This is a genomic window from Shinella sp. 1A1 (assembly GCF_055379515.1).
This window is the reverse complement of the sequence record NZ_AP039671.1, coordinates 1228773-1245930: the sequence shown is the minus strand read 5'-3', so window position 1 is coordinate 1245930 and position 17158 is coordinate 1228773. Positions and strand designations below refer to the sequence as shown.

At 63.2% G+C, this 17158-nt stretch carries 20 protein-coding genes and 4 tRNA genes; 9 read left to right on the top strand and 15 right to left on the bottom strand.

All coding sequences use genetic code 11. From position 1 onward, the window contains the following. Positions 1 to 14 precede the first annotated feature (14 nt). From rplL to ACZ48C_RS06215, 12 genes are all read right to left on the bottom strand, one after another. Positions 15 to 392, bottom strand: coding sequence for a 50S ribosomal protein L7/L12 (gene rplL, locus ACZ48C_RS06270; protein WP_119259254.1), 378 nt, complete (start codon positions 390 to 392; stop codon positions 15 to 17). 60 nt (positions 393 to 452) lie between these two features. Further along, positions 453 to 971 (bottom strand): 50S ribosomal protein L10, encoded by a 519-nt coding sequence (rplJ, locus tag ACZ48C_RS06265; protein ID WP_024270435.1) that lies wholly within the window; start codon positions 969 to 971, stop codon positions 453 to 455. Between the two features lie 337 nt (positions 972 to 1308). Beyond that, on the bottom strand, positions 1309 to 2001 hold the full coding sequence (rplA, locus tag ACZ48C_RS06260) for a 50S ribosomal protein L1 (RefSeq protein ID WP_119259255.1): 693 nt from the start codon (positions 1999 to 2001) through the stop codon (positions 1309 to 1311). A 4-nt stretch (positions 2002 to 2005) separates the two neighbouring features. Then, positions 2006 to 2437 (bottom strand): 50S ribosomal protein L11, encoded by a 432-nt coding sequence (gene rplK, locus ACZ48C_RS06255; protein ID WP_119259256.1) that lies wholly within the window; start codon positions 2435 to 2437, stop codon positions 2006 to 2008. Between the two features lie 201 nt (positions 2438 to 2638). After that, complete coding sequence (gene nusG / locus ACZ48C_RS06250; RefSeq protein WP_119259257.1) at positions 2639 to 3169, bottom strand: transcription termination/antitermination protein NusG; 531 nt, start codon at positions 3167 to 3169, stop codon at positions 2639 to 2641. Between the two features lie 16 nt (positions 3170 to 3185). Continuing rightward, positions 3186 to 3392 (bottom strand): preprotein translocase subunit SecE, encoded by a 207-nt coding sequence (gene secE, locus ACZ48C_RS06245; RefSeq protein ID WP_119259258.1) that lies wholly within the window; start codon positions 3390 to 3392, stop codon positions 3186 to 3188. A 190-nt stretch (positions 3393 to 3582) separates the two neighbouring features. After that, positions 3583 to 3658, bottom strand: a tRNA-Trp gene (locus ACZ48C_RS06240). 136 nt (positions 3659 to 3794) lie between these two features. Beyond that, positions 3795 to 4451, bottom strand: coding sequence for a hypothetical protein (locus tag ACZ48C_RS06235; protein WP_464782516.1), 657 nt, complete (start codon positions 4449 to 4451; stop codon positions 3795 to 3797). 395 nt (positions 4452 to 4846) lie between these two features. Then, positions 4847 to 6022 (bottom strand): elongation factor Tu, encoded by a 1176-nt coding sequence (tuf, locus tag ACZ48C_RS06230; protein ID WP_318911422.1) that lies wholly within the window; start codon positions 6020 to 6022, stop codon positions 4847 to 4849. Positions 6023 to 6326: 304 nt separating this feature from the next. Continuing rightward, the gene (locus ACZ48C_RS06225; protein ID WP_464782515.1) at positions 6327 to 6692 is read right to left on the bottom strand and encodes a hypothetical protein; all 366 of its coding nucleotides are present in this window, start codon (positions 6690 to 6692) and stop codon (positions 6327 to 6329) included. Between the two features lie 156 nt (positions 6693 to 6848). After that, positions 6849 to 6922 (bottom strand) — tRNA-Gly (locus ACZ48C_RS06220). A gap of 26 nt (positions 6923 to 6948) precedes the next feature. Further along, positions 6949 to 7033 (bottom strand) — tRNA-Tyr (locus ACZ48C_RS06215). Between the two features lie 247 nt (positions 7034 to 7280). Here ACZ48C_RS06215 and rlmB point away from each other — a divergent pair. Continuing rightward, entirely contained in the window at positions 7281 to 8156 is an 876-nt protein-coding gene (rlmB, locus tag ACZ48C_RS06210; RefSeq protein WP_119258793.1) for a 23S rRNA (guanosine(2251)-2'-O)-methyltransferase RlmB, read from the top strand. Between the two features lie 71 nt (positions 8157 to 8227). Here the strand turns inward: rlmB and ACZ48C_RS06205 are convergent, their stop codons facing one another. After that, positions 8228 to 8851 carry an FMN-dependent NADH-azoreductase gene (locus ACZ48C_RS06205; protein WP_119258634.1) on the bottom strand — a complete coding sequence of 208 codons (624 nt, stop codon included), beginning with the start codon at positions 8849 to 8851 and terminating at the stop codon, positions 8228 to 8230. A 130-nt stretch (positions 8852 to 8981) separates the two neighbouring features. On the opposite strand from ACZ48C_RS06205, the gene ACZ48C_RS06200 reads away from it, so the two are divergent. The 8 genes from ACZ48C_RS06200 to ACZ48C_RS06165 all read left to right on the top strand — a co-directional run bounded on the left by ACZ48C_RS06200 (position 8982) and on the right by ACZ48C_RS06165 (position 13296). Further along, positions 8982 to 9929 (top strand): LysR family transcriptional regulator, encoded by a 948-nt coding sequence (locus ACZ48C_RS06200; RefSeq protein WP_119258635.1) that lies wholly within the window; start codon positions 8982 to 8984, stop codon positions 9927 to 9929. Between the two features lie 54 nt (positions 9930 to 9983). Beyond that, positions 9984 to 10059: transfer RNA gene (locus ACZ48C_RS06195), tRNA-Thr, on the top strand. Between the two features lie 793 nt (positions 10060 to 10852). Continuing rightward, positions 10853 to 10978 carry a hypothetical protein gene (locus ACZ48C_RS06190; RefSeq protein ID WP_464782514.1) on the top strand — a complete coding sequence of 42 codons (126 nt, stop codon included), beginning with the start codon at positions 10853 to 10855 and terminating at the stop codon, positions 10976 to 10978. Positions 10979 to 11069: 91 nt separating this feature from the next. Continuing rightward, a complete protein-coding gene (locus tag ACZ48C_RS06185) occupies positions 11070 to 11237 on the top strand; it encodes a hypothetical protein (protein ID WP_162911516.1) in 168 nt (55 codons plus the stop codon). After that, positions 11234 to 11422 carry a hypothetical protein gene (locus tag ACZ48C_RS06180; RefSeq protein WP_424546499.1) on the top strand — a complete coding sequence of 63 codons (189 nt, stop codon included), beginning with the start codon at positions 11234 to 11236 and terminating at the stop codon, positions 11420 to 11422. Before ACZ48C_RS06185 ends, ACZ48C_RS06180 begins: the two co-directional genes overlap by 4 nt. A gap of 202 nt (positions 11423 to 11624) precedes the next feature. Beyond that, positions 11625 to 11816, top strand: a complete 192-nt coding sequence (locus tag ACZ48C_RS06175) for a hypothetical protein (protein WP_318911417.1) — start codon at positions 11625 to 11627, stop codon at positions 11814 to 11816. 210 nt (positions 11817 to 12026) lie between these two features. Next, positions 12027 to 12800, top strand: coding sequence for an NAD kinase (locus ACZ48C_RS06170; RefSeq protein WP_464782513.1), 774 nt, complete (start codon positions 12027 to 12029; stop codon positions 12798 to 12800). A 31-nt stretch (positions 12801 to 12831) separates the two neighbouring features. Next, positions 12832 to 13296 carry a hypothetical protein gene (locus ACZ48C_RS06165; RefSeq protein WP_464782512.1) on the top strand — a complete coding sequence of 155 codons (465 nt, stop codon included), beginning with the start codon at positions 12832 to 12834 and terminating at the stop codon, positions 13294 to 13296. Between the two features lie 46 nt (positions 13297 to 13342). Here ACZ48C_RS06165 and prfB read toward each other — a convergent pair. Continuing rightward, positions 13343 to 14474 (bottom strand): peptide chain release factor 2 gene (gene prfB / locus ACZ48C_RS06160; protein WP_119258640.1). Its coding sequence is split into 2 segments (ribosomal slippage): positions 13343 to 14404 and positions 14406 to 14474, totalling 1131 coding nucleotides; the frame shifts between segments, so codons are not numbered across the junction. A gap of 100 nt (positions 14475 to 14574) precedes the next feature. Next, entirely contained in the window at positions 14575 to 17025 is a 2451-nt protein-coding gene (locus ACZ48C_RS06155; protein WP_318911415.1) for a penicillin-binding protein 1A, read from the bottom strand. Positions 17026 to 17158 lie beyond the last annotated feature (133 nt).

Genomic DNA, 17158 nt, shown 5'->3' with positions numbered 1-17158 from the left:
ACCGTATTCCGGTATTACTTGACGTCGACCTTGGCGCCGGCGTCCTCAAGCTTCTTCTTGAGGTCAGCGGCTTCAGCCTTGGAAACGGCTTCCTTGACCGGCTTCGGAGCGCCTTCGACCAGGTCCTTGGCTTCCTTGAGGCCGAGGCCGGTGATGCCGCGGACTTCCTTGATGACGTTGATCTTGTTGGCGCCAGCGTCAACGAGGATAACGTCGAACTCGGTCTTTTCTTCTTCGGCAGCAGCCGGAGCAGCAGCGCCGCCAGCAGCAGCAACAGCTACGGGAGCTGCAGCCGAAACGCCCCACTTCTCTTCGAGAAGCTTGGAAAGCTCAGCGGCTTCCAGGACGGTCAGGGCGGACAGGTCTTCAACGATCTTTGCGAGATCAGCCATTTTCGTATTTCCTTTTGTTCGGTTCGAACTGGGTTGTTTGATTTACAGCGAAAAACCGCCTTACGCGGCTTCGTCCTTCTTGGCGTAGGCTGCGAACACGCGGGCAAGCTGGCTTGCCGGTGCTGCAACGACCGTGGCGACGCGCGTTGCCGGGGCTGCAATGAGGCCCAGGAGCTTTGCACGAAGCTCGTCGAGCGAAGGCAGGGTCGCAAGCGACTTGACTGCTTCTGCGTCGAGTGTGGTCGCACCCATGGCACCACCGAGAACAACGAGCTTGTCGTTGGTCTTGGCGAAATCCATGGCTACCTTCGGAGCGATCATCGGATCATTTGCGTATGCAATGAGCGTCTGACCCTGGAAGAGATCAGACATCCCTTCCGACTCCGTACCCTGAAGGGCAATTTTGGCCAGGCGGTTCTTCGCGACTTTGACGGTACCGCCAGCTGCACGCATCTTCGTACGAAGATCGTTCATCTGTGCAACGGTGATGCCGGCATAGCGGGCCACGACAACCGAACCGGAAGCCTTGAAGACTTCATTCAGCTCCGTGACGAATTCGCGTTTTTCCGCTCTTTCCACTGCCTATCTCCAGTAGACAGGGCCATGACTTCTCACGGACCCTGCCGGGTTTGCCTTTGCCGCTAGAGATCATCTCAAAAAGCTGATCCCGAGCGACGCTCGAGGATCCTGTCCCCCCGCGCTCGGCCAAAGGCCGCGACACAGGCAAGGTAGGTTCGAACCGAATTCCGCGTCATCCGACGCTGAGTGAAATCCAGGTCTCACCCGTCTCATGCAGGCAACGTGATTAAGGCCTAACCACCTGCAATCTCGGACAGGAGTTCCGGGTTACCCCGGAAATCCCCGGCCGGATGGGCCGGGAATTCTGTTGCGGTCCGGCAAGCCGGACCGGAATAGATCAGGCGACGGTCGCCGGGTCGATCTTCACGCCCGGGCCCATCGTCGAAGAGATGGCAACGCGCTTGACGTAGTTGCCCTTGGCGCCAGCCGGCTTCGCCTTGATGACGGCGTCGGCGAAAGCCTTGATGTTCTCTTCCAGAGCCTTGGCGTCGAAGGAAGCCTTGCCGATGCCGGCATGGATGATACCAGCCTTCTCGACGCGGAACTCGACAGCGCCGCCCTTGGATGCCTTGACGGCGCCCGTGACGTCCATGGTGACGGTGCCGACCTTCGGGTTCGGCATCATGCCGCGCGGGCCGAGAACCTTACCGAGGCGGCCGACGAGCGGCATCATGTCCGGGGTCGCGATGCAGCGATCGAAGTCGATCTTGCCGCCCTGGACGATTTCGAGCAGGTCTTCCGCACCGACGATGTCGGCGCCGGCAGCCTTGGCTTCATCGGCCTTGGCACCGCGAGCGAAGACGGCGACGCGAACGTCGCGGCCCGTGCCGTTCGGCAGGTTGACCACGCCGCGGACCATCTGGTCAGCGTGGCGCGGGTCGACGCCGAGGTTCATGGCGACTTCGACGGTTTCGTCGAACTTGGCGACGGCACGCTCCTTGACGAGAGCGATTGCGTCCGACAGGGCAACGAGCTTGGTCGGGTCGATGCCTTCACGGATCTTCTGGAGACGCTTTGCAATCTTGGCCATGGTCTTAACCTACCACTTCCAGGCCCATGGCGCGGGCAGAGCCCTCGACCATTGCCATCGCGCCTTCGATATCGGCGGCGTTGAGATCCTTCATCTTGGCTTCGGCGATCGACTTGATCTGAGCCTTGGTGAGCTTGCCGATGGACGCGCCCTTGCCGGGGGTCTTCGAGCCGGACTGGATCTTGGCTTCCTTCTTGAGGAAATAGGTCACCGGCGGCTGCTTCATCACAAACGTGAAGGACTTGTCCTGGTAGTAGGTGATGACGACCGGGATCGGCATACCCTTTTCCATTTCCTGCGTCGCCGCGTTGAACGACTTGCAGAATTCCATGATGTTAATGCCACGCTGACCAAGCGCCGGGCCGATCGGCGGGGACGGGTTCGCCGATCCTGCCTTGACCTGAAGCTTGAGCTGGCCTGCAACTTTCTTAGCCATTTTCTCTGCCTTTCAGAATGCGGCCGGTTGCCCGGCCCTCGATGCCGGCCCGAAGACCGGCGGCTGCGGTTGCGTGGTGCGGTCCGGGCGCCCGGCTAAAGGCCGCCTTCCCTTCCACGCGATTGGCGGAAACCTCCGCCACCAACCCTCAGAATGAGGATTGGATTTTCGAACGAGCAGCGCCCGAAAGCGCCGCCGAAATCAGATTTTCTCGACCTGGGCGTATTCCAGCTCGACCGGGGTGGCGCGACCGAAGATCGACACTTCCACCTTGAGGCGCGAACGCTCCTCGTCGACGTCCTGGACGATACCGTTGAACGAAGCGAACGGACCGTCGGAAACGCGAACCTGCTCGCCGATCTCGAAGGAAACCGAGGGCTTCGGACGATCGACGCCGTCCTGGACCTGCGACAGGATGCGCTCGGCCTCGCTGTCCGGGATCGGAACCGGCTTGTTGTCGGAACCGAGGAAGCCCGTGACCTTCGGCGTATTCTTGATGAGGTGGTACGCCTCGTCCGTCAGGTTCGCCCGCACCAGCACGTAGCCGGGGAAGAACTTGCGCTCGGAGTCGACCTTGCGGCCGCGACGCACCTCGACGACCTTCTCGGTCGGCACGAGGATCTTTTCGAAGAGGTGATCGAGACCCTTCTGGCGGGCCTTGTTCTCGATATCCTCAGCGACCTTCTTCTCGAAATTCGAATAGGCGTGGACGATGTACCAACGCGAAGCCATGTTCATCTCCAACCGATCAGGCGCCAACGCCGGCGCCGAGGACGAGGCCAACCAGCCAGCCCATCAACTGGTCCGCAGCGAAGAAAAACACCGCGGCAAGGAAGACCATGACGAAGACCATGACGGTCGAGATCATCGTCTCGCGCCGCGAGGGCCAAGTCACTTTCGCCGTCTCGGAGCGTACCTGCTGCAGAAACGCAATCGGATTCGTTTTCGATGCCATTGAATGTCCACGCCATTACGGCGCGTAAAGCTGAACTCTCAGCCCCACGCACCGCGTGTCTGTTTAGCCCTACATAAAGCCCGATTCCCTTTTTCACAAGAGGCAAGCGGGCTTTTCGCGAATTTCGGCGGAAAACACCGCCGCACCATCGCTGCCGTCGCTGCAAGTGGTCCGCGCTGTCCGGCAGGAATGGCAGGGGCAGAGGGGCTCGAACCCCCGACCTGCGGTTTTGGAGACCGCCGCTCTACCAACTGAGCTATACCCCTATGTGCTTGCCGTATCGGGGCGAAACGCCTCTCGCCGGCAAGGCATGGCGTCTTTACGGCGCGCGGGCGGACTTGGCAAGCCCGAAGACGAGATTTTTTCACAGCTTAGGCGTCCTGCCGCCCTCCCCGCCGACCTTCACCAGGTCACGCGGAACCGCGCGCGCAGCGCACCCGTCAGCTCCGCCTCCTGCCGGCGTACCGAGGCGGCGAGGTTGAGGTTGTCGAAGAGCCGCTGCTCGACGGAAAGCTCCGTTGAGACATCCTGCCGGCCGCTCGCCGCGCTGCCGGAGGCGATGAAGGCGGTCCCCGTCGCAAGGGCCTGGATCTCCGCCCGCTGCGTCATGCGGAAAGCACCGTGCTCGCCGCGCCGCACGGCCGCATCCGCGGAGAAGGATGGCGCGAGAACGACGTCGATGGAGCGCGACGCCATCCAGCGCCGCGTCACGCCGATCCTGCCCGACACGCGCCCCGTCAGGGGATTGTAGCCGGCCGCCGCGCTACGTTCGGCACCGGAGCGCCCCTGCCCCGCCATCTCCGCCCAGAGCCGCGCATTATCGCGCGTGTTGCGGATGCGCCCGCCCGGCGATGCGCTAACCGAGAAATCGACGCCGGCGCTCAGCGGATTGCCCGCCGCCGTCTTGGCGCCCGTCCTCAGCCGGTAGGCATAGGGCGAGACCTTCGTCGGCGACCAGATCACCAGCGAATCGCCCGCCGCCGCCGGGCCTGCCGGCAGGATCGCGAGAATCGTCGAAACGGCGAGCGCTGCGCGCGCTACGCGGACAAGAGCCTTCATGGAGCAACGGCCTGTTCGTTGTTACCGTGATGCACGCGGCATGCCTCGTGCCCGCCACATGCAAAGGCGCCTCCACAACAGCGAATCTGAAGAATCCGGGGACGCCGGGCCATGGCGCACTTCGCGCCGGCCGAGCCGCTTCAAGCGACGCGGGAAACCTACTCTTTCCCGGCTGCCCTCTCCATCCCCAGAACTGGCGAGTTATGCCCGGGGGCTAAAAAAGAACCTTTAAACGGAAAAAGCCCCGCGGTTTCCCGCGGGGCTCTCATCAGGTCAAGGACCCGAAGTTACTCGACGATCGAGGCGACGATGCCGGCGCCACGTGCAAATCGCGCTTGCGCGCCATTTGCACATCTTTAATGCCGTCGGCAAGCTTACGGCATCGTCTCCGATCGTTACTCGACGATCGAAGCGACGATGCCGGCGCCGACGGTACGGCCGCCTTCGCGGATGGCGAAACGCAGCTTTTCTTCCATCGCGATCGGAACGATCAGCTCGACGTCAACCGTTACGTTGTCGCCCGGCATGACCATTTCCGTGCCTTCCGGAAGCGTCACGATGCCCGTGACGTCCGTCGTGCGGAAGTAGAACTGCGGACGGTAGTTCGTGAAGAACGGCGTATGACGGCCGCCTTCTTCCTTCGTCAGGATGTAGGCTTCGGCCTTGAACTTCTTGTGCGGCTTGACCGAACCCGGCTTGCACAGGATCTGGCCACGCTCGACGCCGTCACGGTTCACACCGCGCAGCAGCGCACCGATGTTGTCGCCGGCCTGGCCCTGGTCGAGCAGCTTGCGGAACATTTCAACGCCCGTGCAGGTCGTCTTCGTCGTCGGACGGATGCCGACGATCTCGATTTCCTCACCGACCTTGACGATGCCGCGCTCGACGCGACCGGTCACGACCGTACCGCGGCCCGAGATCGAGAACACGTCTTCGATCGGCATCAGGAAGGGCTGGTCGATCGGACGTTCCGGGGTCGGGATGTAGTCGTCGACAGCGGCCATCAGGGCGCGGATCGCGTCTTCGCCGATTTCCTTGTTCGAGTCTTCCAGGGCGGCAAGAGCCGAGCCCTTGACGATCGGAATGTCGTCGCCCGGGAATTCGTAGGACGACAGCAGTTCGCGAACTTCCAGCTCGACGAGCTCGAGAAGCTCGGCGTCATCGACCTGGTCGACCTTGTTGAGGAACACGACGATGGCCGGAACGCCAACCTGACGGGCGAGCAGGATGTGCTCGCGGGTCTGCGGCATCGGGCCGTCGGCAGCCGAGACGACGAGGATCGCGCCGTCCATCTGGGCAGCACCGGTGATCATGTTCTTGACGTAGTCGGCGTGGCCGGGGCAGTCGACGTGCGCGTAGTGACGGTTGGCCGTCTCATATTCGACGTGTGCCGTCGAGATGGTGATGCCGCGGGCCTTTTCTTCCGGAGCAGCGTCGATCTGGTCGTACGCCTTGAACTCGCCGAAGTACTTCGTGATCGCTGCAGTCGTCGACGTCTTGCCATGGTCAACGTGGCCGATCGTGCCGATGTTTACGTGAGGCTTGTTGCGCTCAAACTTACCTTTTGCCATGTCTTTTTCCTACTGAACGAAAGTTGGGCTAACCGGCCCGTCCGGTTTGGCAGGCGTTTAAGGCTTTCGCAACGAATGCGCAAGCCTTAAATGCACAGCGAAAACTGCGGGAAAGGAGCTTGGGAAAGCCGGATTTGCCTTAGATCGGCATGCCGAATCGCTTTTTCAAGGCAAAGCGTTATGCCGAAACGCCGGCGCGCGGCGTCTCGGACATGGGGCAGGACATAATGGACGACGCACCCCGCCTCCCTTCGGCCGGCAAGGTACCCGTAACCCTGTCTTCAAGTCGGCCTTATCGCCGCCGCTAGATCTCGATCCCGGCTTTCCGGCAGAAATTCATCGTCAGCGCGGCTTTTCCTTCATCGCTGCCGACCCCGGTCACGGCGAAGGACGACTTCGGCGAGACGGTCAGGACGCCCATGAAGGGGAAGGCGCCGACATAGCCGCACACATTGATCACGCCATCGGGGCGGCGCGTCGCCTTCATCCGGTCGAGTTTGGCCGATCCCAGATCCTTGAGGGAACTTCGCACACCCGTCTCGACGACCTTCACGTCCGCCTGCGTCAGCGTGTAGGCGCTCGCCGAGGGCGCCGTTTCCTTTTGGGCGGTCTGACCGCAGCCCGCAAGGGCTGCCGCCACGGCGACAACAACGTAGGATTTCACATTCATGATGCTTCCCCCATCGCTCGCAAGGATCATGAGCCCAATCGGGGAAAGAGTCGAGTCGATCCTGCACGCCTGAATTTGCGGCCGGAAGAAGGAAGAAGGGAATGGGCAACAGGAGGTGCCCGAAAGACGCCCTCAACCTGCAAATGCCTGAAAATCTGGAGCGGGTAGCGGGAATCGAACCCGCGTATTCAGCTTGGAAGGCTGCTGCTCTACCATTGAGCTATACCCGCGGGGGTCTTGATCCGAAGCAACGGAATGGTGGAGGGAGTTGGATTTGAACCAACGTAGGCTGAGCCAACGGATTTACAGTCCGTCCCCTTTAACCACTCGGGCATCCCTCCATATTCCGTCGGGATCAAGCGACCAGTCTCGACCGTTCGGCAGTGCCTTGCGGCGGCGCCTTCGATCTGGCGCGGTATATGACGGGCACAATTCATCCTGTCAACACGACGTCACGGAAAAAATTGCGAAAAATGTCGTCGTCCCCATGCGGGGCGTCCAGGCGCCCGCAATTGCTTCCTGCCCGATTTTTCGCGCGCCTTGCAAAACCGCTGCACACTTTTGCGCGACATGCATTATAGAAGCGGCATGAGTAAAGACGATACCGGCGGCAAGTCCGCAAAAGACACCCATTATGCCAAGCTCCGCCGGGCGCATCGCGACCAGCGGCGCGAGCGCGGCGAGATCCCAACGCCGAAGGACGACCGCCGCCGCCGGCAGGCCGAAGGCTGGAAGCCGCCGGCCGTCGCGCCGGATCAGGTCCTCCTCTATGGCCTGCACACGGTGCGCGCGGCGCTCGACAATCCCGAGCGCCGGATCATCAAGCTTTCCGTCAGCCAGAACGCCGCCCAGCGGCTGGAGCTGCCGGACCTCTCCACCCTGCCCTATCCCGTCGAGACGGTGCTTCCCTCCGATCTCGACAAGGTGCTCGGGCCGGAAGCCATCCACCAGGGCGTGATGCTGGAAACGCGGCCGCTTCCGGTGCGCCGGCTGGAGGCGCTGAAGGATTCGCCGCTTCTCCTCGTGCTCGATCAGGTCACCGATCCGCACAATGTCGGCGCCATCATGCGCTCGGCCGTCGCCTTCAATGCCGGCGCCGTCATCACCACGCAGCGCCACTCCCCGACGGAATCCGGCGTGCTGGCGAAAACCGCCTCCGGCGCGCTGGAGCTCATTCCCTATATCCAGATCACCAATCTCTCGGATGCGCTGGAAGAGCTGCACAAGCTCGGCTTCCTGACCGTCGGCCTCGATTCGGAAGGCCCCGCCCCGTTGGAGGGCACGCTTTCCGGCCAGCGCATCGCGCTCGTCATGGGCTCGGAGGGCAAGGGCCTGCGGCAGAAGACGCGCGCGACCTGCAAGGCCCTCGCCCGCCTCGACATGCCCGGCGCCATCAAGTCGCTCAACGTGTCGAATGCGGCCGCCATCGCGCTCTACGCCTCGCATCGCCACCTGTTCGGCTGAACCGGTATTCCTGAATGCGCAAAGGCCCGCCGGTGAAAGCCGGCGGGCCTTTGCGTTGAAACCGGTATCTCTTAGCTTGCGAGCCTCAGGTTGCCGCGGCCGGAAATGACGCGCTCGGCTTCCGAAATGGCTTCGACCTTCGAATCGGCGCTGAGGTTCAGGCCCTCGGCGCGAACGATTTCGATATCCGTGATACCGAAGAAGCCGAGCACGGTCTTCAGGTAGCTTTCCTGATGGTCCATGACCGCAGCCGGACCGGCGCTGTAGTGACCGCCGCGGGTGGAAACGATGATGACCTTCTTGCCCTTGGCAAGGCCTTCCGGGCCTTCCGCCGTGTAGCGGAACGTCTTGCCGGCAACGGCGACGCGGTCGATCCAAGCCTTGAGCTGGCTCGGCAGGGAGAAATTGTACATCGGCACGCCAAGGACGATGGTATCGGCGGCGAGGAACTCGTCCAGCACGACCTTGCTCTCCTCGACCTCCGCGGCGACCTGCGCGTCGACCTCTTCCGGCTTGGCGTTGGCGGCCATCAGGTGGGCGCCGGAAAGATGCGGCAGCGGATTGGCGACGAGGTCGCGATAGGTGACGGTCGCGCCGGGCTGGTCGGCCTCGATCTGAGCGGCGACGGCAGCGGTCAGGCGGCGGGATACGGAATGGTCTCCGAGAATGCCGGAGTCGATATGGAGGACGTTCATGGGTCAGCACCTTTGCTTGAAATTCGATGTAACCCATATGCCCCGAAAACAATCACGCGATTAGACAGCAAAAATCCAATTGACTGTTTCAAATGAGAAACAATAATCGGGCAATGACCGGAGAAACGCCATGCAGGACCTGAACGATCTCGCGCTTTACGCCGCCGTGGTGCGACACAAGGGCTTCACGGCGGCGGCCAATGCCCTGTCGGTGCCGAAATCGAAGATCAGCAAGCGCATCGCCGCGCTGGAGGAGCAGCTTGGCGTGCGGCTCATCGAGCGTTCCACGCGAAAACTCTCCATCACCGATATAGGCCAGTCCTTCTACGAGCGCTGCGAGGCGGTGCTGTCCGGCGTCGAGGCGGCCGAGGCCGTGGTCGCCGTCGCGAAGGCCGAGCCTGCGGGCACGGTGCGCCTGTCGATGCCGCCCGGCTTTGCGCCCGTCGTCGCCGATATCCTGCCGGGCTTCATGAAGCGCTATCCGCTGGTGCGCCTTTCGATCCTGACGACGGGGCGGCCGGTCGATCTCATCGAGGAGCGGATCGACGTGGCGCTGCGCGTGCGCGACAGCTACGACACCGACCAGTCGCTGATCGTGCGGCGCTTCGGCGGCACGCGCCGTTATCTCGCCGCAAGCCCGCGCTTCCTGGAGCGCCACGGTCCCATCGACCTCGACACGATCGGCCGCGTGCCGACCCTTTCCATGCAGGAGAACAATCCGCGCGCCATCTGGACGCTGTTCCACACAAACGGCGAGGTGCACGACGTCTCCCACTCGCCGGTGCTGACCTGCTCGGATTTCAGCGTGCTGGAACGGGCGACGATCGAGGGGATCGGCCTCGGGCTGTTGCCGGACATGATCGTCGAGCGCGGTTTTCGCACGGGCCTGCTGACGCCGGTGCTGCCGGACTGGACGAGCGCGGAATCGGCCGTCCACGCCGTCTTCACCTCGCGCCACGGCATGCTGCCCGCCGTGCGCGCCCTCATCGACCACCTCGCCGAAAACCTGCCGCGCTCCATGCAGCGCTGCCAGGAAATCGTGCCCCAGGCCGCCTCCGGCGGCGACTGGTCGATCTGAAACGGCCCTTTGCCCTTTACAGCGGCGGAGAATATGCTAACTCCCTCGCAGAGCGCCCTTATAGCTCAGTTGGTAGAGCACCTGATTTGTAATCAGGGGGTCCCGGGTTCGAGTCCTGGTGGGGGCACCACTTGTTTCTCTAAATCAATATTTTAGAGGTAATTCCGCAGTTCGCGGTGCGGCATTCAAATATATGTCCGCGATTCCCTATTCCGCACGCCCGATAACGAAGGGCCGTGAACAGGTACCGGTCCGGGGAACAACATCGAGCTTGTCTCCGATCTTGTAACCATAACTCGTTGCGCCAATACCAACGACGACCCGACATACCACGCTCGTTCCCTTGGGTGTCCGTCGCGTGAATGAAAGTTCCGCGACGCTCACGGTGGAACCGCGAGACCTCGCTTCTTCCCAAACGTCCTCTATCGTCGCAACGACATGCTCCGCGTGCTTCACACGCCAAAAATATGCCCCTGCAAAGCCGGCAAAAAGGACAGCCGAACCAACCGTTGAGACAATCAGACTGGAAGGGTATCCCGGTCTATTCCAACAAGGAACGGCAATGCGTGAACAACTCCGCTGACAACCCTCCCGAGCGTAGCCAAAGCCGGGCGGATTTCAACCCTTTGCGGAGCTCACCTTCTAGCGCTATCAGCACAGTTTCCGGCTCGCTGCTGGCCAAGAAGGGATCGGCAGGCATTCCGGGCTGGAAACGGTAGCGACCTCCGGGCTGCATCAATTTCCGCTCGATGGTTCCACGGTCGATTGTTTTCCTTCCGTTAAGCATTTTCCATCCAATCAATTAGTAAGATCTAAAATTAAATGGACTTCGCGCGTGGGAGGCCCCACCATGCGCCACGGGCCGGCCACATAGTCCGGACAGACCGTTTCGTCAGCGCATTCCTCTCGTTCCCGGGGTGCCCATGAGATACGTCATCGCCATCTTCGTCTTCGCCTGCGTCCTCGTCTGGGACTTCACGCAAAATCGTGGCGCCTACACACAGCAGGCCGTGCAGGACGCCGCCCATTTCGTTCGCACCACGCTTTGAGGCTCCCTTCTCTTCCGATTGCCCTGCCGTCCTCGTCTCTTGACCTTTGTCGAAAAATAGAACATAACAAGAACATTCGGAGGATACGACGATGCGGAACGATACGCTCGAACGTGGAAATGCCATCCTGGAAGCCTGTCGGTCACTGCGGGAGCGGCAGATGCAGAACCGTCTCGAACTCCAGCGCAAGGCCGCGGCCGTCGCCAAGCCGCTCTACGTGCTGAAGAGCAAGAAGCAGTTGGAGCTGCGGCTGCAATGACCGTGCAGCAATCACCCGCCGGGCGCGAGGAGGCGGCCGAAATCCTCGCGCTTCACAACGGAAACGCGCTGGAAGCGCTGCGCACGATGATCGCCGAGCGCGATGCCGTCGAGGAGCGGCTGGCCATTGCGACGATGATCATGACACGCCGTTGCGACAGCCCGCGACACGGCCGGGGTGGCTAGGATTTCCGGGACATGCCGCGAACGGGCGCCCCCTGCCGGAGATCGCGCGTCCGGCAGGCAGCTCCGCCGGCAGCGGCGCATTGCCGTGCGCCCTCACCTGTCCTATAGGCGTCTGTAGCTTGAACTCGGCGCCTTGGGGCGCCTGCCCTGCAATCGCTGCCGCTGACGGCATGATGCAGAGCGATCATACGGAGGAACGGACGTGGCGGCAGACAAGGAACCGGTTTCCAAGGTCACAGTGGAGAAGGACGCCAAGGGGCGTTATTTCTTCGCGTTGACCTTTCGCGGCGTCACCTATCCGGTGAACGGTCCCTTCGCCAATCCGCTCCAGGCCGCTGCTGCTGGACAGACCATGCTAAAGCGTCTCGAGGCGCAGGCAGGCGGAAAATCCTGAGTGCGGCCTGCCGGCGGCACCCTTCCCCGGTATCCCTGTCATATTTTTCAGATGCGCATACCGTAAAGGCATGCGACAAAGGCCGGCCCGGGCAATTCCGGCAGGCGTGCGAGGCGCGTCTGCGGGAGAATCGCGCGGGCACAGGGAACTGTGGCTTGGAAAGCGGGCGACGCCCGGACGAGGCTTTGCAGCGAGGATGCGGATCAGGGCATGACGCGTAATTTCACCTCCTTCTCCTTCGTGGCCTCGCAGGCCCCCGAAGCACAGGAAGCGCGCGACGAGCTGATCGCCATCTACGGCAATACGGACCCGGAAGAGGCCGACGTGATCGTGGCGCTCGGCGGCGACGGCTTCATGCTGCAGACGCTGCACACGACGATGAATTCCGGCAAGCCCGTCTACGGCATGAACCGCGGCTCGGTCGGTTTCCTGATGAACCGCTTCGACACGAAGGACCTTGCGGGGCGCATCGACGGTGCGGTGGAGAACGCCTTCCGCCCGCTGGAGATGACGACCGGCGATGCGAGCGGCCAGGAGCGCCGGGCGCTCGCCATCAACGAGGTGTATCTCTTCCGCCAGTCCTACCAGGCCGCCAAGCTGCGCGTCAGCATCGACGGGCGCATGCGGCTGGAGGAGCTGATCTGCGACGGCCTCCTTCTGGCGACGCCGGCGGGCTCGACGGCCTACAACCTTTCCGCCCACGGCCCGATCCTGCCGCTGGAAGCGCCGCTCCTCGCCATGACGCCCGTCAGCGCCTTCCGGCCCCGCCGCTGGCGCGGCGCGCTGCTGCCCAACAAGGTGACGGTGGATATCGAGGTACTGGAGGCGGAAAAGCGCCCGGTCAACGCGGTCGCCGACAATACCGAGGTCAAATCCGTGACGACGGTGCGCATCGCCGAATCGATCGGCCTTTCCGCGCGCATCCTCTCCGATCCGGATCATTCCTGGTCCGACCGGATTCTCGCCGAACAATTCGATTACTGACGGTGCGACAGCATCAGGACAGGAGTTCGCCATGAGACGGCACCGGCTCGCCAGCGCCTTCGCCTTCCTCCTCCTCACCGGCTCCGCCGCCTTCGCCGCGGACGAGACGCCCGTACCGGAAACCGTCACCTTCGTCGTGAGCACCGGCTTCTGGGAAGAGCCCGCCGAGGATGCCGCGGAGGGTGCGATGCGCCGCGGCTATTACAAGCTCGCCGCCGTGCGCCAGCCGGACGGCACGGCGCAGGTCCATCTCCAGCAGATCGAGGCGACCGGTGACGGCCCGAAGATCGCCTCCTCCACGGTCCTCGAGGAATTCTCGGCGCTGAAGCCCTATGTGACCGACATCCGCCCGGAAAACTCCTCCGGCATCACCGCCGAGCCCGGCCTCTTCGCCACCGTCTACCTGAAGACCGATCCCAAGGCCGCCGAGCCCGAAAGCTGGACCGTGCTGATCGACGATCTCGGCGAGATCAAGGTCGAGCGCGCGACGAACTGAAAACGGGCGCCGAAGCGCCCGTTTTCCATGTCATGTCCGGCAGATATCAGTTCAGGTCGTCGACGACCGCGTCCGCACCGCCATTGACGCGGTGGGCGAGCGCGGCTTCCATGAACTCGTCGATCTTGCCGTCGAGCACATCCGACGGAGCCGAACTTTCGACGCCGGTCCTGAGGTCCTTGACGAGCTGGTAGGGCTGCAGGACGTAGGAGCGGATCTGGTGGCCCCAGCCGATATCCGTCTTGGAGGCGGATTCGGCATTGGCGGCGTCCTCGCGCTTCTTCAGCTCCGCCTCGTAGAGACGGGCGCGCAGCATGTCCCACGCCTTGGCGCGGTTCTTGTGCTGCGAGCGTTCCTGCTGGCAGGCCACCACGATGCCGGTCGGGATATGCGTGATGCGCACGGCCGAGTCGGTCGTGTTGACGTGCTGGCCGCCGGCGCCCGACGAACGGTAGGTATCGATGCGGCAGTCGCTCTCGTTCACCTCGATGTTGATCGTGTCGTCGACGACCGGGTAGACCCAGATCGACGAGAACGAGGTGTGGCGCCGCGCATTGCTATCGTAGGGCGAGATGCGCACCAGGCGGTGCACGCCCGATTCGGTCTTGAGCCAGCCATAGGCATTGTGGCCCTTGACGAGCATGGTCGCGGACTTGATGCCGGCCTCTTCGCCGTCGTGGATTTCCAGCAGCTCGACCTTGTAGCCGGAGCGTTCCGCCCAGCGGGTGTACATGCGCAGGAGCATGTTCGCCCAGTCCTGGCTTTCCGTGCCGCCGGCGCCCGAATGCACTTCGAGATAGGTGTCGTTGCCGTCCGCCTCGCCCGAAAGCATGGCCTCGACCTGCTTGCGCGCGGCCTCGGTCTTCAGCACCTTCAGCGCGTCCTCGGCGTCCTTGACGATCGAAGCGTCGCCCTCTTCCTCGCCGAGCTCGATCAGCTCGACATTGTCCCGGAGCTGCTGCTCGATGGCCTTCACGGCGTTGATGCCCTCGTCAAGCTGCTGGCGCTCGCGCATCAGCTTCTGGGCTTCCTGGGCATCGTTCCAGAGGCTGGGATCCTCTGCCTTGTTGTTCAACCAGTCCAGTCGTCTTACCGCCTGATCCCAGTCAAAGATGCCTCCTCAGCAGGCTTATGGCCTGCTTGATTTCGTCGACGATATTCTCGATTTCCGCGCGCATGTCCGTTTCTTCGATGCTTCAGGTTTCGGTGGCCCCGAAATAGAGAGGGCGGGCGCGGATGTAAAGCCCCGCGCCCGCCCTCGCAACTGGATCGGCTGGATCAGAACAGGCCGCCGCTGCCGCCCGTCACCGCCTGGTTGGCCTGCGGCGAGCTCTTCAGAATCTCGTCGGGCGTCGCATATTCGTCGCCGCCGATGACGGAGAAGACATCGGCCGGGCCGGTGCCGGGCTTGAAGGCTTCCATGATCGTGTCCGGGTCGCCCTCATAGGCCTGCATGCCGGTCTTGCGGTTGACGGCGATGAACTTCATGCCTTCCGGCACGATGAACTTCGTCGGGCGAGTGCCCTGGACGGCAGCCTGCATGAATTCGTTGAAGATCGGCGCGGAGAGCGAGCCGCCGGTGCCGCCGCGGCCGAGCGGAGCCGGGCTGTCGAAGCCGATATAGAGGCCGGCCACGAGGTCCGGCGTATAGCCGACGAACCAGGCGTCCTTCTCGTCGTTGGTCGTGCCCGTCTTGCCGGCCGTCGGGCGGTCGAGCTTGATCTTGCCGGCTGCGGTGCCGCGCGTGACGACGCCTTCCATCATGGATGTGATCTGGTAGGCGGTCATCGGGTCGAGCACCTGCTCGCGATTATCGACCAGTTCCGGCTCGGCCTGGTTTTCCCAATCGCTGGCGTTGCAGTTCTCGCAGGTGCGCTCCTCGTGGCGGAAGATCGTCTTGCCGTAGCGGTCCTGGATGCGGTCGATCAGCGAAGGCTTGATCTGCTTGCCGCCATTGGCGAGCACGGCATAGGCCGAGACCATGCGCATCACGGTCGTCTCGCCCGAGCCGAGCGACATGGCGAGAACGGGGAGCATCTTGTCGTAGATGCCGAAGCGCTCGGCATATTCGGCGACGAGGTTCATGCCCATGTCATTGGCGAGGCGAACGGTCATCAGGTTGCGCGAGCGCTCGATGCCGAGGCGCAGCGTCGAGGGGCCGGCCGAGCCGCCGCCGTAGTTCTGCGGGCGCCAGACCTGGCCACCCGAGACCATCTCGAAGGGCGCGTCGAGGATCACCGAGGCCGGCGTATAGCCGTTGTCGAGCGCGGCGGCGTAGACGAAGGGCTTGAAGGACGAGCCCGGCTGGCGCATCGCCTGCGTCGCGCGGTTGAATTCCGACTGGCCGTAGGAGAAGCCGCCGACCATGGCGAGCACGCGGCCGGTGTGCGGATCCATGGCGACGAGGCCACCCTGAACCTTCGGCGGCTGGCGCAGGCGGTAGGAATTGCCAGTCTCGGTCGGCTCGACATAGACGACGTCGCCGACTTCGAGGACCCCTGTCGGGGACTTCGCCGTCTTGCGGTCGCCCTTGGCGGAGCGATAGGCCCAGCTCATGTTCTTGGCCTCTATGCGGCCGGTCACGCGCTCGGCGACGACCTTGCCGGACGCCTCCTTGCTCGGCTGCAGGCCGATATCGGCGCCGCCGTCATCGACGGCGAGGACCACCGCGAGCTTCCATTCCGGCACGTCGGAGAAGGCGTCGACCTTGGCGAGCGCCGGCCCCCAGTCGCCGCCGACCTCGATGGTCTTGACGGGACCATGGAAGCCGCGGCGCTCGTCATAGCTCAGCAGGCCGTGCTGCAGCGCCTTGCGGGCCGCGACCTGGATGCGCGGGTCGAGCGAGGTGCGGACCGAAAGGCCGCCTTCATAAAGGGCGTTGTCGCCGTAGCGATCGATGATCTGGCGGCGGACTTCCTCCGAGAAATAGTCGGAGGCGAAGAGATAGGTGCCGCGGTGGCGCGGCGTGACGCCGAGCGGCTGGGCCTTGGCTTCCGCGCCGTCGCTCTGCGTGACGTAGCCGTTCTCGACCATGCGGTCGATCACCCAGTTGCGGCGCTCCAGCGCGGCGTCCGGATGGCGGAAGGGATGGTAGTTCGACGGGCCCTTCGGCAGGGAGGCGAGATAGGCGCTCTCGGCGATGGTCAGCTCGGTGACGGACTTGTCGAAATAGGTGAGCGCCGCGCCGGCGATGCCGTAGGAATTCAGGCCGAAGAAGATCTCGTTGAGGTAGAGTTCGAGAATGCGATCCTTGGAATAAGCCTGCTCGATGCGGAAGGAGAGGATCGCCTCCTTGACCTTGCGGTCCATGGTCTGGTCGGAGGACAGGAGGAAGTTCTTGGCGACCTGCTGCGTGATGGTGGAGGCGCCGACCGGGCGGCGGCCGGAGCCCATGTTCTGCACGTTGACCACGATCGCGCGGAAGAGGCCGGTCACGTCGACGCCGGGATGCTGGTAGAAGTTCTTGTCTTCCGCCGAGAGGAAGGCAGCCTTCACGCGGTCGGGGATCGCCTGGATCGGCAGGTAGAGGCGGCGCTCGCGGGCATATTCGGCCATCAGCGCGCCGTTGCCGGCATGAACGCGGGTCGTCACCGGCGGGGCGTAATTGTTCAAGACCTCATAATCGGGAAGATCCTTGGCCACACTTGCGAGATAGAGGGCGACCGCCCCCGCCACGCCGAGAAAGAACACGGCGCCAATCCCGAAGAAATATCCAATCAGTCTGATCATGAGCCAGTTACCGATGCCTTATGTCTTATAATGTCATCGGGCGATCCTGCCGCCCGGCCGAGCCGCCCCGGCCTCTTGTGCCGCGCCTTGCCTGTCGAAGACGAGTCGTCCCCATTTTTCCCGATCCCGTCTA